Source organism: Sinomonas albida (assembly GCF_004919045.1).
Classification (GTDB): Bacteria; Actinomycetota; Actinomycetes; order Actinomycetales; family Micrococcaceae; genus Sinomonas; species Sinomonas albida.
In genome coordinates this window covers 1-19,713 of sequence record NZ_SWDW01000009.1, presented here as the reverse complement: position 1 = coordinate 19,713, position 19,713 = coordinate 1, and the positions used below count along the sequence as shown (strand labels likewise).

The 19,713-nt window shown below is 69.3% G+C and carries 21 protein-coding genes and 1 pseudogene; 7 read left to right on the top strand and 15 right to left on the bottom strand.

Annotated elements, in window-relative coordinates; all coding sequences use genetic code 11:
* Positions 1–17 precede the first annotated feature (17 nt).
* The gene (locus E6A26_RS10340) at positions 18–386 is read left to right on the top strand and encodes a VOC family protein (RefSeq protein WP_234865343.1); all 369 of its coding nucleotides are present in this window, start codon (positions 18–20) and stop codon (positions 384–386) included.
* 183 nt (positions 387–569) lie between these two features.
* On the opposite strand, the gene E6A26_RS17910 is transcribed toward E6A26_RS10340, so the two are convergent.
* The 7 genes and pseudogenes from E6A26_RS17910 to E6A26_RS17610 all read right to left on the bottom strand — a co-directional run bounded on the left by E6A26_RS17910 (position 570) and on the right by E6A26_RS17610 (position 4,972).
* Positions 570–893 (bottom strand): 4'-phosphopantetheinyl transferase family protein, encoded by a 324-nt coding sequence (locus tag E6A26_RS17910; protein WP_234865341.1) that lies wholly within the window; start codon positions 891–893, stop codon positions 570–572.
* A gap of 36 nt (positions 894–929) precedes the next feature.
* Positions 930–1,193 (bottom strand): annotated as a pseudogene (locus E6A26_RS18140) (hypothetical protein); the annotation flags it as partial.
* Positions 1,190–2,374, bottom strand: a complete 1,185-nt coding sequence (locus tag E6A26_RS10330) for a lysophospholipid acyltransferase family protein (RefSeq protein ID WP_168928728.1) — start codon at positions 2,372–2,374, stop codon at positions 1,190–1,192. The gene E6A26_RS10330 and the pseudogene E6A26_RS18140, both read right to left, overlap by 4 nt.
* A gap of 17 nt (positions 2,375–2,391) precedes the next feature.
* A complete protein-coding gene (gene ribB, locus E6A26_RS10325) occupies positions 2,392–3,042 on the bottom strand; it encodes a 3,4-dihydroxy-2-butanone-4-phosphate synthase (protein ID WP_136611124.1) in 651 nt (216 codons plus the stop codon).
* A gap of 21 nt (positions 3,043–3,063) precedes the next feature.
* The gene (locus E6A26_RS10320; RefSeq protein WP_168928727.1) at positions 3,064–3,933 is read right to left on the bottom strand and encodes a glycosyltransferase family 2 protein; all 870 of its coding nucleotides are present in this window, start codon (positions 3,931–3,933) and stop codon (positions 3,064–3,066) included.
* Positions 3,934–3,947: 14 nt separating this feature from the next.
* Positions 3,948–4,658 carry an SDR family NAD(P)-dependent oxidoreductase gene (locus E6A26_RS10315; protein WP_168928726.1) on the bottom strand — a complete coding sequence of 237 codons (711 nt, stop codon included), beginning with the start codon at positions 4,656–4,658 and terminating at the stop codon, positions 3,948–3,950.
* A gap of 47 nt (positions 4,659–4,705) precedes the next feature.
* Positions 4,706–4,972, bottom strand: coding sequence for an acyl carrier protein (locus tag E6A26_RS17610; protein WP_168928725.1), 267 nt, complete (start codon positions 4,970–4,972; stop codon positions 4,706–4,708).
* A 216-nt stretch (positions 4,973–5,188) separates the two neighbouring features.
* On the opposite strand from E6A26_RS17610, the gene E6A26_RS10305 reads away from it, so the two are divergent.
* From E6A26_RS10305 to E6A26_RS10285, 5 genes are read left to right on the top strand one after another with little or no spacing between them, the layout of a single operon-like run.
* The gene (locus E6A26_RS10305) at positions 5,189–6,178 is read left to right on the top strand and encodes an ABC transporter ATP-binding protein (RefSeq protein WP_136611120.1); all 990 of its coding nucleotides are present in this window, start codon (positions 5,189–5,191) and stop codon (positions 6,176–6,178) included.
* 30 nt (positions 6,179–6,208) lie between these two features.
* A complete protein-coding gene (locus E6A26_RS10300) occupies positions 6,209–7,354 on the top strand; it encodes an ABC transporter permease (protein ID WP_136611119.1) in 1,146 nt (381 codons plus the stop codon).
* 1 nt (position 7,355) lies between these two features.
* Entirely contained in the window at positions 7,356–7,823 is a 468-nt protein-coding gene (fabZ, locus tag E6A26_RS10295; RefSeq protein ID WP_211129081.1) for a 3-hydroxyacyl-ACP dehydratase FabZ, read from the top strand.
* On the top strand, positions 7,820–8,881 hold the full coding sequence (locus tag E6A26_RS10290; protein WP_136611118.1) for a beta-ketoacyl synthase N-terminal-like domain-containing protein: 1,062 nt from the start codon (positions 7,820–7,822) through the stop codon (positions 8,879–8,881). Before fabZ ends, E6A26_RS10290 begins: the two co-directional genes overlap by 4 nt.
* Positions 8,878–10,098, top strand: a complete 1,221-nt coding sequence (locus E6A26_RS10285) for a beta-ketoacyl-[acyl-carrier-protein] synthase family protein (RefSeq protein WP_136611117.1) — start codon at positions 8,878–8,880, stop codon at positions 10,096–10,098. The genes E6A26_RS10290 and E6A26_RS10285 overlap by 4 nt, the downstream gene beginning before the upstream one ends.
* Here the strand turns inward: E6A26_RS10285 and E6A26_RS10280 are convergent.
* Together E6A26_RS10280 and E6A26_RS10275 are read right to left on the bottom strand one after the other, a co-directional pair.
* Entirely contained in the window at positions 10,088–10,738 is a 651-nt protein-coding gene (locus E6A26_RS10280) for a response regulator transcription factor (protein WP_136611116.1), read from the bottom strand. The two genes, E6A26_RS10285 and E6A26_RS10280, sit on opposite strands and share 11 nt — an antisense overlap.
* Positions 10,735–11,493, bottom strand: a complete 759-nt coding sequence (locus tag E6A26_RS10275; protein ID WP_268815399.1) for a sensor histidine kinase — start codon at positions 11,491–11,493, stop codon at positions 10,735–10,737. Before E6A26_RS10275 ends, E6A26_RS10280 begins: the two co-directional genes overlap by 4 nt.
* A 267-nt stretch (positions 11,494–11,760) precedes the next feature.
* Here E6A26_RS10275 and E6A26_RS10270 point away from each other — a divergent pair, with 267 nt between their 5' ends.
* Positions 11,761–13,203 carry a CoA transferase gene (locus E6A26_RS10270; RefSeq protein WP_168928723.1) on the top strand — a complete coding sequence of 481 codons (1,443 nt, stop codon included), beginning with the start codon at positions 11,761–11,763 and terminating at the stop codon, positions 13,201–13,203.
* Here E6A26_RS10270 and E6A26_RS10265 read toward each other — a convergent pair.
* From E6A26_RS10265 to E6A26_RS10245, 6 genes are all read right to left on the bottom strand, one after another.
* Positions 13,194–15,818, bottom strand: a complete 2,625-nt coding sequence (locus E6A26_RS10265) for an HAD-IC family P-type ATPase (RefSeq protein ID WP_136611114.1) — start codon at positions 15,816–15,818, stop codon at positions 13,194–13,196. The genes E6A26_RS10270 and E6A26_RS10265 overlap by 10 nt on opposite strands.
* Before the next feature lie 49 nt (positions 15,819–15,867).
* On the bottom strand, positions 15,868–16,950 hold the full coding sequence (locus tag E6A26_RS10260) for a lactonase family protein (protein WP_168928722.1): 1,083 nt from the start codon (positions 16,948–16,950) through the stop codon (positions 15,868–15,870).
* Between the two features lie 44 nt (positions 16,951–16,994).
* A complete protein-coding gene (locus E6A26_RS18055; protein ID WP_268815395.1) occupies positions 16,995–17,336 on the bottom strand; it encodes a GrpB family protein in 342 nt (113 codons plus the stop codon).
* A gap of 10 nt (positions 17,337–17,346) precedes the next feature.
* Entirely contained in the window at positions 17,347–17,643 is a 297-nt protein-coding gene (locus tag E6A26_RS18050) for a GrpB family protein (protein WP_268815394.1), read from the bottom strand.
* The gene (locus E6A26_RS10250; RefSeq protein ID WP_136611112.1) at positions 17,640–17,918 is read right to left on the bottom strand and encodes an HPr family phosphocarrier protein; all 279 of its coding nucleotides are present in this window, start codon (positions 17,916–17,918) and stop codon (positions 17,640–17,642) included. The genes E6A26_RS18050 and E6A26_RS10250 overlap by 4 nt, the downstream gene beginning before the upstream one ends.
* A gap of 82 nt (positions 17,919–18,000) precedes the next feature.
* Positions 18,001–19,713: putative PEP-binding protein (locus tag E6A26_RS10245; protein WP_136611111.1), on the bottom strand; the 1,713-nt coding region annotated here is incomplete at its 5' end.

The following is a 19,713-nucleotide window of genomic DNA, read 5'->3' as shown; positions in this document are numbered from 1 at the left end:
CAACAACAATCTTGACCGTGGCCGACGAGGCCCGCGCCAAGGACTTCTACGGGGGAGCGTTGGGGCTCCCTGTCCGCGGAAAGGACCCGACTGGGATGATGATCCTTGGTCTGGACGGAACCGCATCCCTGGGCCTCATGGTGGACGCTCAGGCGCTCCACTCAGGCCACACCGCCATCACGTTCGAGGTCGACGACCTCGACGCGACCATGGCGGATCTCGAAGGGCACGGCGTGCACTTCGAGGACTACGATCTGCCCGATCTCAAGACGGACGACCATCACATCTACGCCATGGGCGGCGGCGATCGCGCCTCGTGGTTCGCGGATCCCGACGGAAACATCATCTGCCTGCATCAGGGCGGCGCGATCGAATACAACATGTGAGGACTGCCGTCCGGTCGCGTTCCGCGAGAGCGAGCGGGCGACGGCGGAGGGCCGGGCTTGGTGCCCGGCCTTCCGTATGCCCGGGATCGCCATCGCGCACAGGGCTAGAGGCCCAGGAGGTCGGCGAGCACCTCGAGATGGCGGAGGAACACTTGCTCAGGGGCGGCCGACGTCGCGGTGTACCTACTGGCTTTGCCAACAGATGGCCTGCACAGAGGTGCCGTTGAAACCGAATCGAGCCGAGAAATTCGCCTCGGCCATGGGCATGACCGACACGGCACACATCCCCCGGCGCCAATCGGTCTCGAACCGGACGTCTGACCAGTCCATTGGCGCGCGCAGCGAAGGGAAGACGCATTTGTAGGCAGCCTCACGAAGTGCACAGAAGACGGTGGCGACAAGATCCGGCGAAGACTGTGGTCCCGCCGCCGCGGCGTCTTCGGGCATGACGGCGCGCTCAGCCAACAGGGCTCGGCGAGGATGGACGGCCTCGACGTCGATGCCCACTCCCAGCACGCCGTGCCGCTCCCACGCGACCGCTGCCGCCGCCCAGGGAGCCGAGTGGGCTATGCTGCCAACCACTCCGGCGGGCCACACCGGGCAACCGTCCGGGTCCGCCGTCAGCGCGGCGGCCGCCAAGTCAGAGCCACCCAGCAGACGCAGTGCTTCGCGCGCCGTGGCTCTCCCGTGCGTATGTTCGGCACTACGGCGCCGCCACCGGGGTTCCTGCGAAGTGTCGCGACGGCGCAGCGCAACGCGCCCGGGAAAGTTCTGCGGGGGGACTCCCCACGAGCGCGCGAGATTCACGGCCCCGCCTCGGCCAATGCATCTCCGCCAAGAAGCTCGTCCCGCAGCGCTAGTCCCCGGTGGAGCCTCGTGGGGGTGGCCGCCGTCGGGTCGAGTCGAAGGAAGAGCATGAGCCAACGTGCGGCCTCGTCGGTACGTCCGGCGTCCCGGAGGCTGAGCGCGGTGTGGAGGAGGGTGCGGTGGTCTTGTACGAGTGAAACCGCGACGCGATGGCCCATGCGGGCGGCCTCACGGTCGCCGCCGAGCCACCTCGGGAGACGCTCCATGAGCGACGCCCAGACATGCCACGCGAGGGCGAGACCGGGAAGGCGGCGAACGGAGCGCCAGATGAGGCGCTTGCTCCGCAGCGCCCAGACGATCAGCGCGAACGGATTCCGCGTGAACTGGACCATCTGCCCGGCCGCGCGGCCCCGCTCGAGTCGGGCGTAGTCGCAGCGCACGCCGCGGGTGATGGTGAGCGCGCGGCGTAGGTACCGATGGGCCTCGTCGCCCGAGGAGCCGAGCGCTCGCTCGACGAGGATGTGCGCCGCCGAACCCCTCGACGGCCGGCATGGGGCTTCCGGGGACGGCATGAAACTGGGATCAACGAAGGCGGGCCACTGTCCTGCACACCCGGCGACGCGGGCGAAGACTCGGAGGATGAAATCCTGGCCGGCTGCGCGGCCCAGTTCGGGCGGCGGAACGGGAGGGGCAACGTGCACCGCGATGCGACGGCGACGGCGCGGCCAGCGAGAGCCGATGGGCAGGACAGCGTTGACGCCGAAGAGTCCGACGGGGACCACCGGGACACGCGTCTCAGCGGCGAGGGCGGCGACGCCGCGCCTTGGGGCGCGGATCCAACCGTCACGGCTTCGAGTCCCCTCCGCGTACATGACGATGATCCCACCGCCTTCGAGGACGGCCCGGGAGGCATCGAAGGCATCCGTGTCGGCTCCGCCCCGCTCTACGGGAATGCCTCCCGCGCGTCGGTTGAACCACGCAGACAGGGGAGAATCGAAGAGCTCGGACTTGGAGAGGAACTTCGGGTAAGGCAGCCCGCTGCAGAGGAGCCACCAAGCGAGGACGACGTGGTCGAAGTAGCTCGTGTGGTTCGCCGTGACGATGAACGGCGGGGCGGGCGGCTTCTCGCCGAGCACTCCGATGACGCGCCGGTCCACCCACCTCTTGAGGAGGGAGAGCATGATCCTCCGGAGGACCGTCATCGGGGTTCGGCCGTTTCGACGAAGCGAGTGGTGGCCGCGAGGCGGGCCTGGACAACATCGTCGACCGAGACGGTGATGAGGCCGTGGTCATGCGCGAACTCGTCCAGGGTCGAGTCGCGTGCCATCCGCCCGTCGGCCCCGAGCACCTCGACGATGACGGCAGCGCGGCGCAGCCCGGCGAGGGCGCACAGGTCGGTGGATGCCTCGGTGTGACCGCGTCGGCCCAGCACACCCGTCGGATGGGCGACGAGGGGGAACACATGCCCGGGGCGGCGAAGCGACTCTGGACCAAGCCCGCTATCGAGCAGGACCCGAATGGTCTCGGCCCGATCGAACGCGGAGATCCCGGTTGTGACACCGAATTCGGGCGCTGCGTCGACGGACACGGTGAAGGCCGTCCCCAAGTGGTCCTCATTGTGCCGGACCATCTGTGGGAGGTCGTTCGCCTCCGCGATGGATCGTTCGACGGCGACGCAGATGAGCCCGCGGGCCTCGCGCGCCATGAAGTTGATCTGCTCGCCGGTCACGAACTCGGCAGCCGCGACGAGGTCGCCCTCGTTCTCGCGGGTGGCGTCGTCCACCACCAGGACCATCTTGCCGTCCCGCAGGTTTCGGAGGGCCTCGTCAAAGTTCTCGCTGTCAAACATGATGTGCTCCTTGGAGGTCTTCTAGCAAAAGAGGACGATGTCGGGTGAATCCCGGTCGATGAATTCCTGTTCGTTGAACAGTTCCCCGGCATGTCCTCTCTCGACCGCGAGCTCGACGTAGCGCACGAGCGCGGAAATTCCCTTGCTGTCGGAATGGATTTCGCCGAGATGGCGGAAATTGTCGAGCCCGCTGCGAAATTTCTCGCCAGAATCGTTCGAATGCTCGAGGTGGAGATTCTTCGCCGACGAGGTGAGACGGATCCCCGCGCCCGCGAGTTGGGCGCGGTAGCCGAATTCGGTGTCTTCCGCACCCCATCGCGTGCCGAAGGACTCGTCGAAGCCGCCGATCCGATCGAACGATGCGCGACGCATTGCGAGGTTGCTCGTGCAGGTCTGAAGGAATCGGTATTGGTGATTCGGGCTCGCCGTGAGGGCGTCGAGCGTCCACTTTTCGGCGACGGTCATCCGCGCGCGGGACCAGATGTCGACGTACAGCCTCGGGTCGACCACGTGCCCAAGGAAGAGTGGCACTACGTCGACCGGCACCGTCCAGCGCTCGCCCCGCGACAGCACGTCGTGATCCGAACAGGCCTCGACGTGGCGCGAAATATATCCGGGCGCCGGGACCATGTCGTCGTCGTTGAACACGAGGACGCTCCCGCGCGCCGCCCTGGCAGCCCGGTTCCGCGCCGCGCCGGCGCCTCTGCGCGAACCGGATACGGTCACGAGGGGGTAGGGCACGTTGCCACGCAAGCGGTTGAGCACGGCCGAAGTTCCGTCGGTTGATCCGTCATCGCAGACGACGACCTCGAAATTGCAGTCCCGCTGGTACGCGAAGCTCTCCAGGGTGAAGGCCAGACGGTCCCGCTTGTTGTAGGTCGGCACGATCACGGACGCCTCGGGCCTCATGCTGACGTGCCTCCGTCCACCGGAATGATGGCGCCGTGGAGATACTCGGCGTGTTCCCCTGCGAGGAATTGGACTGTGCTCGCCACTTCGTCCGCCGTCGCGAAGCGGCCAAGCGGCACCCTTTCGACGAAGTCCACCCGGGTTCTCTCATCGAAATCGCTGATCATCGGCGTCTCGACGAAGCCCGGCGCCACGGCGTTGACGCGGATCCCGAAGCGTCCGAGTTCGATCGCGAAGGACTTCGTGAGCGATACGACAGCGGCCTTCGTGCTCGCGTACACGCTGCGCCCGGGAGAGTTCACCGTCGCGGCGACCGAGGCGACATTGATGATGCGCCCTCGGCGGTGATACGCCATGTCCCGCCCGACAACGACCATCGCGAGCCACGGCGCGGTGACGTTGATCCGATACTGGCGGGTGAACGCCTCGATGCCGACGTCGAGGCACAGCGCGTCGTCGCTCGCTCCGGCCGCGTTCACGAGGAGGTCGATGGGCTCGGCCTCGACGAGCGAACGGAGCGCCCCCTCCCACGCTGACGGGTCGTCGAGATCGGCGCGGACGGCGGTCGCCGCAACATGGTCGGCTGCGAGCTCGTGCTCGAGCGCGAGGGCAGCCTCTTCCTGACGGCCGTACGTGAACAGGATCCGCTCACACGTGGGTGCGAGCCGGCGCACGATCGCGGTGCCGATCCCTCCCGTGCCGCCCACGACCAGCGCCGTGCGGGGCGGGCCGAGGGGTGTGGCGGGACGCCGCCTCATCTGGCCGCGGCGAGACGCCGCTCGCGGCAGAACTCGTGTAGCGACTGCAGGGTCGCAAACGCCGCTGTGTCGTTCTGAGTGATCTTGACCCTGTAGGTTCGCTCAATCCCGATGGCGACCTCGAGAAGGTCCACGGAGTCGAGGCCGAGATCCTGCACGAGAGAAAGTTCCGGGAGGATGTCCGCGGGCTCTATATCGAGATTGAGCCGAGAAATCATAAGTTCCTTGAGTCCGTCAAGAGTGATTTCGGGGGTCATTTCCATGTCGAATTGAGCCTTTCCAATGGGTGCGTGCGAGGCGCTTGTGCCGCGGGCATTCGCAAGTGAGGGCACAACGTGCGACTTGGACTCTACAGGCCGCACTGGCAGCGGGTACCCGGTAGAAACACTGGAAGAGAACCTGCAATTTATGCGGTGTATCCCGATCGTCCCGCGTGAGTACGGTGAATCACATCGTGCATTCCGGGGGAGAGGGACTCCATGACCACAGCGCAGGAAGCGATGGCAGGCTGCGCAGCGTCCGAATCGGCCGCTGCGCTCGAGCTGAGCGGGATCGTCAAGAGCTTCGACCATGTGCGGGCGGTCGACGGCACCTCGTGGACCGTTCAGCAGGGAGACTTCGTGGGCCTGCTGGGACCCAATGGTGCTGGCAAGACAACCCTCATCTCGATCATCGCGGGATTGGTCAAGGGCGACTCCGGCCAAGCACGCGTCCTCGGCATCGACATTGCCGAGGAGCCGAACCGGGTCAAGGGCGTCCTGGGGGTCGTGCCGCAGGATCTCGCGATCTATCCGGAACTCGGCGCGCGCGAGAATCTGCAGTTCTTCGGCGCGATGTACGGATTGCGCGGTCAGGAGCTCAAGGATCGCGTCGCCGATGCCCTGCGCCGAGTCGGCCTTGAGGATCGGGCCGCTCGGCCCGCCGTCGGCAAGTTCAGCGGCGGCCAGAAGCGGCGGCTCAACATTGCGGCTGCCCTCCTGCATCGGCCCCAGGTCTTGATCCTCGATGAGCCGACGGTGGGGATCGACCCACAGTCGCGCAACTACATCTTCGACACGCTCCGTGAGCTGAACAGCGAAGGCATGACGATCGTCTATGTCACTCACTACATGCAGGAGGTCGAGGCGCTCTGCCGCACGGTCGCCATCGTGGATCACGGCCGGATCATAGAAGAAGGCTCGCTCGACGGCGTTCTCGCGCGGCACGGCACGTCTCTCGTTCGCCTCACGCTCCACGCTGAAGAGCAGCGACGGGCTCTTGCCCTGCTGGAGAAGCACCCGGGGGTCACTTATCGCGTCACCGACGACGGCGTCCTACAGCTTTCGACGCGCGTCCTCCAGGACGCCGTTGACCTTGTCACGACGATCCTCAAGGACATCGCTCCGAACCCCGAGACCTGCCAGATCCTTCCGCCCTCGCTCGAGACGGTCTTCATCGGGCTGACGGGCAACCAGCTCCGCGACGTCTGATCGGCCGACCACAGAAAGGCATCACCGTCCGTGAAAACCCTTCACGTCTTCTGGAAGGACCTTCTGATCCTCTCCAAAGACCGCGGAACATACATCAACCTTTTCGTCCTGCCGCTCATGTTCAGCGTCGTGCTGACGATTGCCCTCGGCGGCGTCTTCGGTGGCGGCAAGTCCGACTCTCCCGTCGCGATTCCGGTCGCAGCATCCGGCGTCCAGGCCGAGGCTGTCGCAAAGGCCATCACGTCCATTCCGGGCATCACGTGGCGAACGGCGAACCCCGACGATGCCAGGGCTGCCGTGGATCAGGGCAAGTCGATCGGAGCCGTCCTCGTAGCCGAGGACGGTAAGGGCATCGACTTCTACGAGGATCCGTCACAGCTGACGAACGCCCAGCTCCTCTACGGCCAGATTTCGGCGGCCCTCGAGGCGAACCGTGCAGCTTCCCAGGCAGCCCGTCTGGGCCAGGTCGCCAAGGCGTCTGGGAACCCGCAGACTGAAGCCCAAGGGGCGTCGATCCTGACCGAGCCCAGCTTGCGCCTCACGACCAGCCAGTCTGGCACTCGAGACACCTCAGCGCAGCCGACGGCCGCCGAACAGTACATTCCGGGCTTCACTGTCGCCTTTCTCTTCTTCATCGCCTCGACGATCGCGCAGTACCTGTTCATGGAGCGCGAACGCGGCACTCTCCGTCGCTTGCTCATCAGTCCCGTGAGCCGGTCCTCGATTCTCGTGGGCAAGCTCCTGCCAACCGTTCTCATCGGCTTCGTCCAGGTTGTGGTGATCTTCGCCGTCGGGCGCCTGGCCTTTGGGATGGCGCTGGGGAATCCTGCCGCACTCATCCTCGTGACGTGTGCTGCCGTTGCAGCCGCCAACGGCTTCGGCCTCATGATTACCTCGCTGAGCAAGACGCAGGCGCAGGCCACGGGCCTAGCAACGCTGCTGGTGTTCACGCTCGCGACAGTGGCCGGCTGCTACGTGCCGCTGTCCTTCATGCCGGGCTTCATGCAGAGCATTGCCCTCGCGACCCCGCAGGGCTGGGCGATGCAGGCCTACCAGAGCATCATCATGAAGGGAGCCGACAGTCTTGAGGTCCTCCCGAGCGTGGCAGTGCTCATCGCCTTCTCGCTCGTCTTCTTCGGGATCGGCCTCGTGCGCTTCCGGTTCGAGGAGCGCTGACATGATCGAACAAGGCACCACCGCCTTGACGGCGGCGAGCATGGCCGAGTACTTCCCCCACCGCCACCCGTTCCTTCTCCTCGATCGCATCGAGGAGGCAGGTCCCGACCGGGCCGTTGCGATCAAGGCGGTGAGCGCGACCGAGCCGTGGTTCACGGGCCACTTCCCGGGGCGACCGATTCTTCCCGGCGTGATCCTCCTCGAAGCCATGGCTCAAGTGGGCCGCTTCCTCAAGCCCCTCGACCAGGAACTCATCTCGTCGAGGCTCGCAAGGATCGACGGAGTCCGCTTCGTTCGCGAGGCCGTGCCCGGTGACGTGATCCGCATGGAGGCAGTGCGGAAGGGCGAGCTCGGTGAGGTCAGCAAGTACGGTGTTACCGCGAGGATCGACGGCGGTCTCTGCGCCGCAGCCCAATTTACAGTCCACTCGGTGCTGAGCAACGTGCCGGATGCGAAGGCCCTGGGATGAGCGTCGTCGTCACGGGATATGGGCTGTGCACGAGTTCGGGGCACGCGGCCACAGACATCCTCAAAGCCGTGGTGGGCGGCACCGTCGAGCCAGGCGCGCCGAACGGCGGGATGCCCGTGCGGCGCGTAGACGACGGCAGTGCCGTCGCCTGGGTTCCCCAGCGGCTCCGGCGCAAGATGGACCGCATCAGTCGGATCACCACGGCGGCCGTCGCGCAGGCACTTCGCCATTCCGGCATCGATGATCCCGAAATGGCCCAGACCACGGGCCTCGTCCTCGACACGAGCTTTGGCTCTGCGGGAGTCGTGAGCAAGGTCCTCGCTGACGTGCTCTCCGACGATCCGGTGATCTCGCCGCTCCTTTTCCCCAATGTCGTGGCGAATGCCGCGGCCGGACAAGCTGCCATCTCCTTCGGTCTCCGCGGTCCGAGTTCGGTTCTCGGCGGCACGGGAAGCCTCATGTACGCGCTCGACCTACTGCGCGCGGGGCGCGCACAGCGTCTCGTCGTCGGGGGATTCGACGAGATGACCGACGTGTACGAGCGCGCCCTCGAATCCACAGGCTTTCCTCGGATCATTCGGGCGCTCGGTGAAGGGGCGGCCGTCGTCGTCCTCGAGAGGGAGGACGCCGCGCGCGAGCGAGGTGCTGCTCCGCTGGCCGAACTGGTCGAGGCATCGGTAGCAACAGACCTCAATTTCGAGCTCGACGGCGCATCCGCCTACGCGGGCGATGGCATCACGCGGGCCCTCGAGTCGGTGCTCCGCTGCCCGCCCGCCCCCGACGCGTTCATCGGTTCGGGATGGCCCGGGACGCTCCTGCGTGAGGCCGAGGAGCAGTTCGTCCGGAGCTCGGACGTCGCGCGGGGCACATGGCCGAAAGACGCAACAGGAGAGATGTTCGCCTGTTCGGCAGCGCTCAACGCCGTGCTCGCCGTTTCGGCACTGTCCGCCGCCGACGTCGGCCCCCGGCCTCGCGCCGTCGTCGTCACCGGGCATGACAGCACGCGAGGCCAGTCCGCAGCGGCCCTGTTCAAAGCGCCCTCAAGGAGGCCCTCATGACGCGAATTGTGATCACAGGCATGGGCTGCGTTTCGCCGTTCGGGGCCGGCGTCGACGCGTTGCGAGAGGGGATTCTGACCTCGAGGACAGCATTCGCTCCCGTCCGGAAGTTCGATGCCACGCAATACGGGATCGACGCCGCGGCCGAGATCCCAGAAGACGTCGACCTCAGCGGGGTGGCGGGGAGCCGTCCGTCAGGCCTCCTGCAGATCGCGGCAGAGGAGGCCATAACCGACGCCCGGCTCGGTCCCGACGAGCTCCGAGACGCCGCCATCGCCCTCGGAACGACGCTTGGTTCGGACGAGATCAGCTCGGCGCTGTGGCACCGGAGGCACGGCTACAAGCCCGACTACGCCGCGGTCATGAATTCGATGTCCGCGTGCGGCGGCCGGGCCCTTGTGGACCGGTGGAAGATCGCGGGCCTATGCCTGACGGCTATCACGGCCTGCGCCGCGGGGACGAACGCCATTGGGCTTGGCGTCGATCTTCTCCGCACAGGGCGGGCGGAAAGCGTTCTCGTCGGCGGACTCGACACCCTCACCCAGCTTATCTATGGGGGTTTCGCGAGCATCGGCGCATTGGGAAACGTCTGCAGGCCCTTCGCGGAGGACTCGCACCGACAGGGCACCGTCCTTGGCGAGAACGCCGCACTCATCGTCCTTGAAACTGCGCCTCGGGCGATCGAGCGCGGAGCGACCATCTACGCCGAGGTCCTTGGATACGGCCTCTCGAATGACGCACACCACATGACGGCGCCCGATCCCGAAGGACGTGGAGCAACCCTCGCCATGCGGCGCTGCCTCGATGACGCCGGGCTCGCACCTGAGCAGATCGACTACGTCAATGCCCACGGCACGGGCACACGCCTCAATGACCCTGTCGAGGTTGCTGCGCTGCGAGAGGTCTTCGGCGAGCGCCTCATGAGGATCCCGGTCAGCTCCCTCAAGTCGCAGATCGGCCACGGCCTGAGCAGCGCGGGCGCAACAGAGGCGATTGCGACGGTTCTCGCGCTCAATGAGCAGTTTCTGCCCCCGACGGCGCACAGTGCCCCGCCACTCGATCCAGGGCTCGACCTCGTGCGCAAGCCTCGGGGCTCCTCGGAACTCCGAAGGGCGATGTCGAATTCGTTCGCCTTCGGGGGCCATAACGCGAGTGTCGCGCTTGGCGCATGGGATCCCGCTTGCGTGCCATCCGGCGCCGAACCTCTCAGTCAGTGAGCCAGCCGAGTTCGCGGGCGCGGGCCAGCGCCTGCGTTCGGGAGACTGCCTGAAGTTTGGAGAGGAGATTACTCACGTGGAAGTGGATTGTCCGCTCGCTCACCACGAGCTCCCGTGCGATATTCCTGTTGCTCAATCCGGCCCGGATGTGCGCGAGCACTTCCAGCTCGCGGCGGGTGGGCGCGGGAAGAGCGGGAACCGGACCGCCTCGTGCGAGGACCTCGGGCGCAAAGCGGAGCCGCCCGGCTCGCACATCCGCGACGGCGGCGGCAAGCTCGGCGCTGGTGCAGCTTTTCTGGACGTAGCCGGATACGCCGATCTGGAAGGCGGTTCGCTGGTACTGCAGCTCGCTATGACCGCTCAGGATGAGGATCTTGGCGTCGGCCCAACGGGCCAGAAGCGTGCGCGCCAGGGCGAAGCCGTTCTCGTCCGGAAGGTTCACATCGAGGATCGTCACCTCGGGGGAGACGCGATCGAACAGCGTGACGGCGGCCTCCGCGCAGGAAGCCGTGCCTTCGAGGCTCATCAGGGGGTCGCTCTCGAAGAGCTGCGAGATCCCGGCGACGAAGAGGGGATGGTCGTCGACGATGATGACCCGGACGGGCAGTCTCCCCGGCCCTCCCCCGAAGGACGGACTCATGCGACCGCCGCCTTGCCCGCGAGCCCGGAGGCGACTGCGCGGTGTCCGCTCGCGCGTGGGATGCTGACTCGCAGTTCTGTGCCACGGCTCGCGCGCCGCTCGATGCTGGCGGTTCCGCCGATTTCACGGGTCCGCTCGAAGATGCCGGCAAGGCCCAGATGTCCCTCTGCCGTCAAGACGAGGAGTTCATCTGCGGTGACGGCGAATCCCCTTCCATCGTCAACCACGGCGAGCGAGATGAGATCTGGCCGCAGGTCTAGCTGGAGCTCGGCGTGCTCGGCCTGCGCGTGGCGTAGGACATTCGATATTGCCTCGCCCGCCACACGATAAAGCACCGTGGCGAGATGACCTTGCGGCGGCTCGGCGTCTCCCGTGACGACGAGGGTCACGTCCATGCCGAACGTGCTCCGATAGCGGTTGGCGAGGGCGTCGAGAGCGAGCGGGAGCGAGAGCTGATCCAGCATGGGCGGGCGCAGGTCTTCGGCCACCTGGCGCAGCTCGAACGCGATGTCTTTGGCGAGATCCGTGATCCGAGCCAGCGCCGCCAGCAGCCGGTCTTCGACTGATGCATGGCCCACTGTCGGTGGGTAGGGGCCTTCTGCGATCTTCACAAGATGAAAGAGGGACTGGAGCGCCCCATCGTGGAGGTCGCGGGAGAGCCGCGCTCGAGTTTTCTCCTCGCTTTCCGCCAAGCGCCGATGAAGGATCGTCGTCGTTCGCCGGGCCGCTGCCAGGCTGTCTGTGCACGGACTCACCGAGTCGATGAGGGCGTGGTTCTCGTAGGTTAGTTGGGCGTGGCTTGTGAGCAACTGGTCCCCCGTGAAGTGACTGAACCTGCTCCGAGAGCGGGCGCGATGCACTATGAAAGCTACCAGCAGTACCGATTACATGGTGCACTGCTAGGAAAAGTTAGGCAGAAGTTAGGCACCGCTGTCGCGTAGGTGCTCCCACCGTGGCGGAGACGCGCTGTGCGGCGACTCCAGCCCATTGACCCGGCGTACTGCGACGGCCACTCTGGTCCCGTGGCGACCGATCTGCTCGAGCTGTCCCGCTCGCTCGAACCGCTGCTCGGGAAGGCGGCCCCGAGCGAGTCCTTCTGGGCTGGGCCTCGAGTGTGGTGGGGCGGTCCGCTCGACGTCGAGGGGCTCGCGCTGGGCTCAGTCGGCGCGGTCGCTGCGGCGCTCGGAGCCCACGCAGCCGCTTCCGCGACGACGACGTCGGAACTTGTTGCGGCGTCCTTCGACTCGATCCGCCAGCTCCGCCTCAACGGCTCGGCCGCGGACATCTGGGCGCCGATGTCCGGCTTCCATGAGACCGGAGACGGCTGGCTCCGCCTCCACGCCAACTACCCCCACCACGCTGCGCGCCTTCTCTCTGCACTCGGTCTCTCGAGGCCCGAAGACCTCGGCCCCGCGCTCCGCTCCCACACGGCGCTCGAGGCCGAGGCAGCAGTTCGAAGGGCCGGTGGTGTTGCGGCCGCGGTCCGCACTCCAGCCGAGTGGGCGGCCAGCCCCATGGGGCAGGCCGCGGCTGACGAGCCGTGGATCGCCGTCGCCCTCGACGACCTTGAGGGGCCCGTGCGGGCCGGCACCGCGCCGTCGTCGAACGCGCCCCTCGCAGGCGTCCGCGTTCTCGACTTCACGCGGGTCATCGCGGGGCCAAGCGCAACCCGCCTTCTCGCGGCGCTCGGCGCCGACGTGCTGCGGGTTGATCCTCCCCAGTTCCCCGAACTCCTCGACGCCCACCTCGACACGGATTTCGGCAAGCGGAGCGCCGTTGCCGATCTGGGCGTGCCCGAGCAGCTCGCTCGGGTGCGGTCGCTCGCCCGGCAGGCCGACGTCGTCCTGCTGGGTTATCGTTCTGCGAGCCTCGCGCGCTTCGGCCTCGACGCGGCGTCGCTCCGCGCCGACTTCCCGCACCTCGCCGTCGTGGCGCTCAACGCGTGGGGCTGGGACGGGCCGTGGGCGGACGGGCGGGGCTTCGACAGCCTCGTCCAGGCCGCGTGCGGGATCGCGCAGCTCTACGGGCGGCGTGCTGGCGGATCGGCCCAGGCGGGTCCAGCGGGCGACGGCGCGTGGCGGCCGGGTGCGCTGCCGGTCCAGGCGCTCGACCACGCGACCGGAATGGGAATGGCCGCCGCCGCGCTTGCCCTCCTCGCGGGCCGGCCACGTGGAATCGGCGGCAGCGCGCGCCTGAGCCTCATCGCGACGGCGAACGAGCTGCTCCGCGCGGGCCCTCCGCGGGAAACCGAGTCGGCTGCCCTGCGCGGCGAGCTGCCGGTATCCGTCCGGACGGCCCAGAGCCCCTACGGCGAGCTCAGTTTCGTGCCCCCGCCGCTCCGCTTGGACGGGCGCCAGCTCGAGTACCCGCACCCGCCGGCGCGCTACGGATCGTCGGAGCTCGAGTGGCAGCCTGACTGTAGGCGGCGCGCTCCGGTCCGGTTGTTCTTTCCCGATCACTTGTGAACGCGGCGTGTTTCGCAGCCGTTCGAATTCGGCGGCGAAGAAGCGGACAGGAACGCGGGAGCAGCAGGGGCAGGCTGGCCGCGCGTGGCCCGGATCCGTCGCAGCCAGCCGTCGACCCACCAGCCGAGCTCGACCACCGCGATGCCCGCCGCCGCGCAGGCCAGGGCGGTGGCCGTGTGGCCGGCGTTGCCCGGATCCAGCTCGAACAGCTGCTGCGTGACCGGCAGCGCGAACATGGCGAACGAGGCGGCCATCATGGCGACGACCAGGAGCACCTTCCACCACTCGAAGGGCCGGGCCACGATTGCGAGGACCCAGAGCGCGATCGCGATCAGGGTGATGAGCGCGGAGGTGCTGGCCTGCACCTGGGTCGCGACGCCGTCGGCCACCGAGGGGCGGACCAGGAGGTAGCACGCGAAGGACGCGACGGCGATGACGAGGCCCGCGGGGATCGCCATCCGCAGGACGCGGCCCACGAAGCCCGGCCGGGCCCGATCGTGGTTGGGCGCGAGGGACAGCACGAACGCCGGCAGGCCGATCGTGAACCAGCCCGTGATGGTCACGTGCCGAGGGAGGAACGGGAACGGAAGCGGGTCGAGGCCGATGAGCCCGGGGACGCCGACCAGGAGCGCGAGGAGCACCGAGTAGACCGTCTTGGTGAGGAACAGGTTCGCGACGCGTTCGATGTTCCCGATGACGCGGCGGCCCTCCCCGACGACGTGGGGGAGCGTGGCGAAGCTGTTGTCGAGCAGCACGATCTGCGCGACGGCGCGCGTCGCGGGGCTGCCCTCGCCCATGGCCACGCCGATGTCGGCGTCCTTGAGCGCGAGGACGTCGTTGACCCCGTCGCCCGTCATCGCGACCGTGTGGCCGCGCGCCTGGAGCGCGCCCACCATCGAGCGCTTCTGCGCGGGCGTCACGCGGCCGAAGACGGCGCGTTCGTCGACGACGCTTGCCAGCCGCCCGCCGTCGTCCTCGGGGAGGGTGCGCGCGTCGACGGGTGCGTCCGCCCCTGGCAGCCCGAGCTGGCGCGCGACGGCGCCGACCGACGCCGCGTTGTCGCCCGAGATGACCTTGACGGTCACGCGCTGGGCGGCGAAGTACGCGAGGGTCGCGGGGGCGTCGGCGCGCACCTTCTGCGCGAGCACCACGAGGGCCAGCGGCTCGATGCCCGGTGGGACCGCGATGCCCGGTGGGACCGTGCCGCTCGGGTCGAGGCTGCTCGACGCGTCATCATCCCCGGGGCCGAGGGCGTCGACGCTCGCCGACAGGCGGTGCACCCGGGCCAGGAGCAGGACGCGGAGCCCGCGGGTGCCGAGATCTTCGGCCTCGTCGCGCGCCGGGGAGCCCGGGGGCAGGAGCACGTCCGGCGCGCCGAGCAGCCACGACCCGTGCCCTGCGAAGCCCGCGCCGCCATACTTGCGCGCGGAGGAGAACGGGAGCGTCTCCTCAACCCGCCACCGCGGGTCGTCGGGGAACGCCTCGGCGATCGCGCGCAGGCTCGCGTTGGGCCTCGGATCCGCGCGTGCCAGAGCAGAGAGAGCCAGAGCCGAGAGAGCGTTCGCGGCCAGCGCGGGTTCGCCGCCGCCGTCGGCCGTTTCCGTGCGAGAGCCCGGGTGAGGCGCCCCGCCCGATGCCGTGAGGGGGAGCGCACGCACCTCGGCGAGCTCCATCGCGTTCTCGGTGAGCGTCCCGGTCTTGTCCGCGCACACCACGTCGACGCGCGCGAGCCCCTCGATCGCGGGCAGTTCGTTGACGAGGCACGAGCGGCGCCCCAGGCGGACGACGCCGACGGCGAACGCGATGGTGGTCATGAGGACGAGGCCCTCGGGAACCATCGGCACGAGCGCGGCGACCATGCCGCGCAGGGCATCGGGGAGCGTCTGGCGGCCGGAGAGCTGGTTGTACACGGACAGCAGGCCGGCGGGCACGAGGAGCCACGTGATGACCTTGAGGATCGTGTTGATGCCGTTCCGCAGCTCCGAGTTCACGAGCGTGAAGCGGCTCGCCTCCTCCTCGAGCTGCGCGGCGTGCGCCTCGCGGCCCACCTTCGTGGCGCGGTAGAGGCCCGAGCCGGACGCGACGAAGCTGCCCGAGAGGACTTCGCTGCCGGGGGCCTTGACGATCGGATCGGCCTCGCCAGTCAGGAGGGATTCGTCGACCTCCAGGGCCTCGGCCGCGAGGACGTCGCCGTCCACGACGATCTGATCGCCGGGCCCGAGCTCGATCACGTCGTCGAGCACGATCTCCGCCGGGGCGAGCGGCACCGTGCGGCCGTCGCGGCGCACGTAGGGCTTCGCCTGGCCGACGATCGCGAGGCGATCCAGCGTGCGCTTCGCGCGCAGCTCCTGGACAATGCCGAGGATGCTGTTGGCGACGATGAGGCCCGCGAAGAGCCCGTCGAGCAGGTATCCGGTCGAGAACACGATGACCGCGAGCACGGCGAAGATCGCGTTGATCCGCGTGAAGACGTTCGCCCGGACGATGTCCCAGGTGCTCCGTCCGGCCCGCGGCGGCACGTTGTTGGTCGCGCCCTCGGCCACGCGCTGCGCGACGTCCGCCGCGTTCAGGCCGCGCTCGGCCACGGCAGATTCGGTCCCCACCTCATGCCCCATGGATCAACACTAGGCGGTTCTCACGCCCTGTCCTTGAGTTAGGCAGAAGTTAGGCGGGCGCCCACGTCTCAATCCAGAGCGGACCGACCGCGGTGGCCGCGCGGGAGGCAGAAGTGAGCGAGCCGTCCACGCCAATCCGGTACGAGCTCACGTGGTCGGAGCGCTCCCCGCACACCAGGAGGTACCGCCCCGACGGGTCGATCGCCATTCCCCGGGGCTGAGCCTCGGTGCGCGTGTGGCCGAGGAATTCGAGCAGGCCCTCGCCGCGGACGGCAAACCGGGCGACCGAACTCGTGGAGCGTTCGCTCGCCATGAGGAACTTGCCGTCCGGGGTGAGCCGGAGGTCGGCGCACCACACGACGCCGGCGCCGGGATCGGGCGTGCTCGCCGAGCGGACGGGGCCCGGCTCAAGCGCCATCCCGTCGACGGCGGAGACGCGTTGGAGGAGCGCGAGCTCGCCGGTCGCGGCGTCGCGTTCGTAGACCGCCACGTCGCCGGACAACTCGTGCAGCACGTAGGCGCGGCTGCCGTCGGCGCTGAAGCGCAGGTGCCGCGGCCCGGAACCCTGCTGGGTGGCGACGTGCCCGCTCGGGGCGATCGCGCCGTCGTCCGCTGTTCCAGCCGGGCTCGCCGGATCGATGGCGACGTCGAACCAGCTGATCCGGTCGTCGCCAAGCGAGGCGGCGTAGACGAACCGGCCGTCCGGGCTCACCACGGCACAGTGCGTGTTCGCGCCCGCGGCATAGGTGCGGACGGGGCCGTCCGAAGTCGGAATCGGGACGCGAAGGAGCGTCCCCTCGTGGTACGACGCGCCGAACAGCTCGAGCCGGTCCGGCGTGAGCGCGATGTAGCACGTCGTGGCCGGCACCTCGCGGACCGGGCCGGCCTTCGCCTCGCCGGTGCGCGGGTCGAGGGAAAGGGCGACGACGCGCGGCGGCACCTTCGGGCCCGGTTGGTCCGCGTTGCACACGGCGTAGAGCGCGGGTGCGTCGGGATCGAGCGCCAGGGCCGAGACATCGTCGACGCCGTCCGTGCGGCCGAAGGGCTCGAGCGCACCCGTCTCGGTGTCGAGGGAGAGCACGTCGACCGTGCCGCCGGCCGAACAGGCGATGTAGACGAGGGTGCGGCTCACGCTTACTCCTTGCGGTCGGAACGGTCGCGGCGAGGACCGCGGGCCTACGAGTCGTCGCCGTCCAGCCACCCGGCCGCGCGGAACATGCGCGCGTAGAGGCGCTGGATGGTCGGCTCCTTGTGCCTGTTGTAGTCCATCACAAGCTGTTCGCCGGTGGCGCTCGCCGCCGCGAGTTTCGCGTCGCGGTATTCGTCGCGGTCCTCGGGATGCGCGCGGAGCCAGTCGCGGAACATCCGGTGGCGCTCGTTCTCGGGGCAGTTCGGGCCGAACACATGGAGGTTGACCTGCGGGACGTCGGTCGCGTCGCGGCGCACGAGGGCCCGATGCTCGTGCCAGCCGGGCTCGCGGATCCGCAGCGTGTAGCCGGCCTCCTCGAGTGCGGGCACGTACGCGGCTTCATCCGCCGGGGTCGGCGATCGTGAGGTCGACGTCGATCACGGGTTTCGCGGGCAGGCCGGGCACCGAGGTCGAACCGACATGGTCGACGGCGATAGCGGCGCCACCCAGCGCGGCGCGGATCCCGGCGGCGACGCTCTCGAACTGACCCGGCCACGCGTCGTCGTACGCGACGACCCGGACCGGCGCTGGCACCGGAGCGCCGCCGACCCACTCGAGCCGGCCGTCGGCCGGATCGTGGTGGGCCATGACGGCGTCGCGCCACCGCTGCGTGGCCTCAGCGGATCCGCCCATCATTCGGCGTCGTGGTCGGTTTCGAGGATGGTGACGAGGTGGTCGAGGGCGGTTTCGGCGTTGGGGCCTTCGGCGCGGAGGGTGACTTTTTGGCCGTGTTCGGCGCCGAGGGACATGAGGGAGAGGATGCTGGAGGCGTCCATGGCTTCGTCTTCGGGGTCGCCTTCTTTGGCGATGGTGATCTCGAGTCCGGTCTCGCCGGCGGCTTCGGCGAAGATCGCGGCGGGGCGGGCGTGGAGTCCGACGCGGGAGCCGATGGTGGCGGTGCGTTCTGCCATGGGGTGTGCTTCCTTCTTCCTGGTGGGGCGGGGTTCAGGGTGGGGCGGGTTCTGGTGGGGCGGGGTTCTGGTGGGGTGGGGTTCAGAGGCCGAGCTGGTCGAGGATGGGGAGTTGGGCGCGGACGGCGGTGCGGGCTGTGGCGGCGGTGGGGGCGGCCAGGGCCAGGGCGGCGAGGTGCTGGGCCTGGGGCAGGGTGAGGGTGGCCAGGACGGTGTGGACGGCGGGCAGGGCCCGGGGGGTCATGGACAGGGTGGCCACGCCCAGGCCGGTCAGGACGGCGGCGAGGGCGGGGTCGGCGGCGGCTTCGCCGCAGACTCCGACGGGTTTGGGGGCCCCGGCGGCGTGGGCTGCGGTGGCGGCGCCGTCGCAGGTGGCCTTGACCAGGTGCAGGACGGCGGGCTGCCAGGGGTCGTTCAGGGCCGCGAGGGGTCCGAGCATGCGGTCTGCGGCCATCGTGTACTGGGTGAGGTCGTTGGTGCCCAGGGAGGCGAAGTCCGCGTGGGCCAGGACGTGGGCGGCGGTCAGGGCCGCGGAGGGGACCTCGACCATGACCCCGGCGGTGTCCAGCCCGGCGGCGTGGGCGAGGCCGGTGAAGTGCGCCGCCTCCTCGGGGGTGGAGACCATGGGGGCCATGACCCAGACCTGGGCGTGGTGTTCCTTGGCGGCCTGGGCGATCGCGGCGAGCTGGCGGGCCAGGACCCCGGGGGAGGCGGCGTCGGTGCGGTAGCCGCGGACCCCGAGGGCGGGGTTGGGCTCCTGGGTGTCGGTCAGGAAGGGCAGGGGCTTGTCGGCCCCGGCGTCCAGGGTGCGGATGACGACCTTCTTGCCGGGGAAGTGGGCGAACACGGCCCCGTAGGCGCTGACCTGCTCGTCGTGGGCGGGCTCGGTGTCCCGGTCCAGGAACGCGAACTCGGTGCGCAGCAGGCCCACGCCCTCGGCCCCGGCCGCGGCGGCGCGGGCCGCGTCGGCGCCGGTGGCGACGTTGGCCAGCAGCGGCACGGGGTGCCCGTCGGCGAGCCGGTTGTCCCCGGCGAAGCCGGCCAGGGCCGAGGAGGACTGCGCCCAGGCCGCGGCCGCGGCGGCCTCGGCGGGGCCGGGGTCGGTGGCCACGGTCCCGGCGGCGCCGTCGACGAAGACCTCGGTGCCCTCCGGGATGGACTCCACCCCGGCGGCGGCCACGACCGCGGGCAGGCCCAGGGCCCGGGCCAGGATCGCGGTGTGGGACTGCGGACCGCCCCCCGAGGTCACCAGGGCCAGGACCTTGGACGGGTCAAGGGTCGCGGTGTCGGCCGGGGCCAGGTCCTCCGCCGCCAGGACGAACGGGACCTCCGAGGCCGGGATCCCCGGCGCGGGCAGCCCGGACAGCTCGGCCACGATCCGGCCCCGGACGTCCAGGACGTCCGCGGCCCGCTCGGCCATGTACCCGCCCAGGCCACGGAGCTTCTCCGCGACCGCGGCACCGGACTCCCACACCGCCCGCTCGGCCGTGCGCGCCCCGCCCTCGGCCCCCGGGCCCAGCAGCTTCACCGCGCCCTTGACCAGCATCGGGTCCGCGGCCATCAACGCCGTGGCCTCCAGCACCGCCCGCGCATCCCCCACCGCGCCCGCGGCGCGGGCCTTCAGCCCCGCCTGCACCGCCCTGGACGCCGCCCGGATCCGCTCACCCTCGGACTCCACCGTCGCCCCCACCGGCAACCCCACACCCGCAGCAGGCTCACGAACCGGCAACGGCATCTGCCGCACAGGCCCCACCACACGCCCCGCCGTCACACCAACACCGTGAAACTGCTGCAT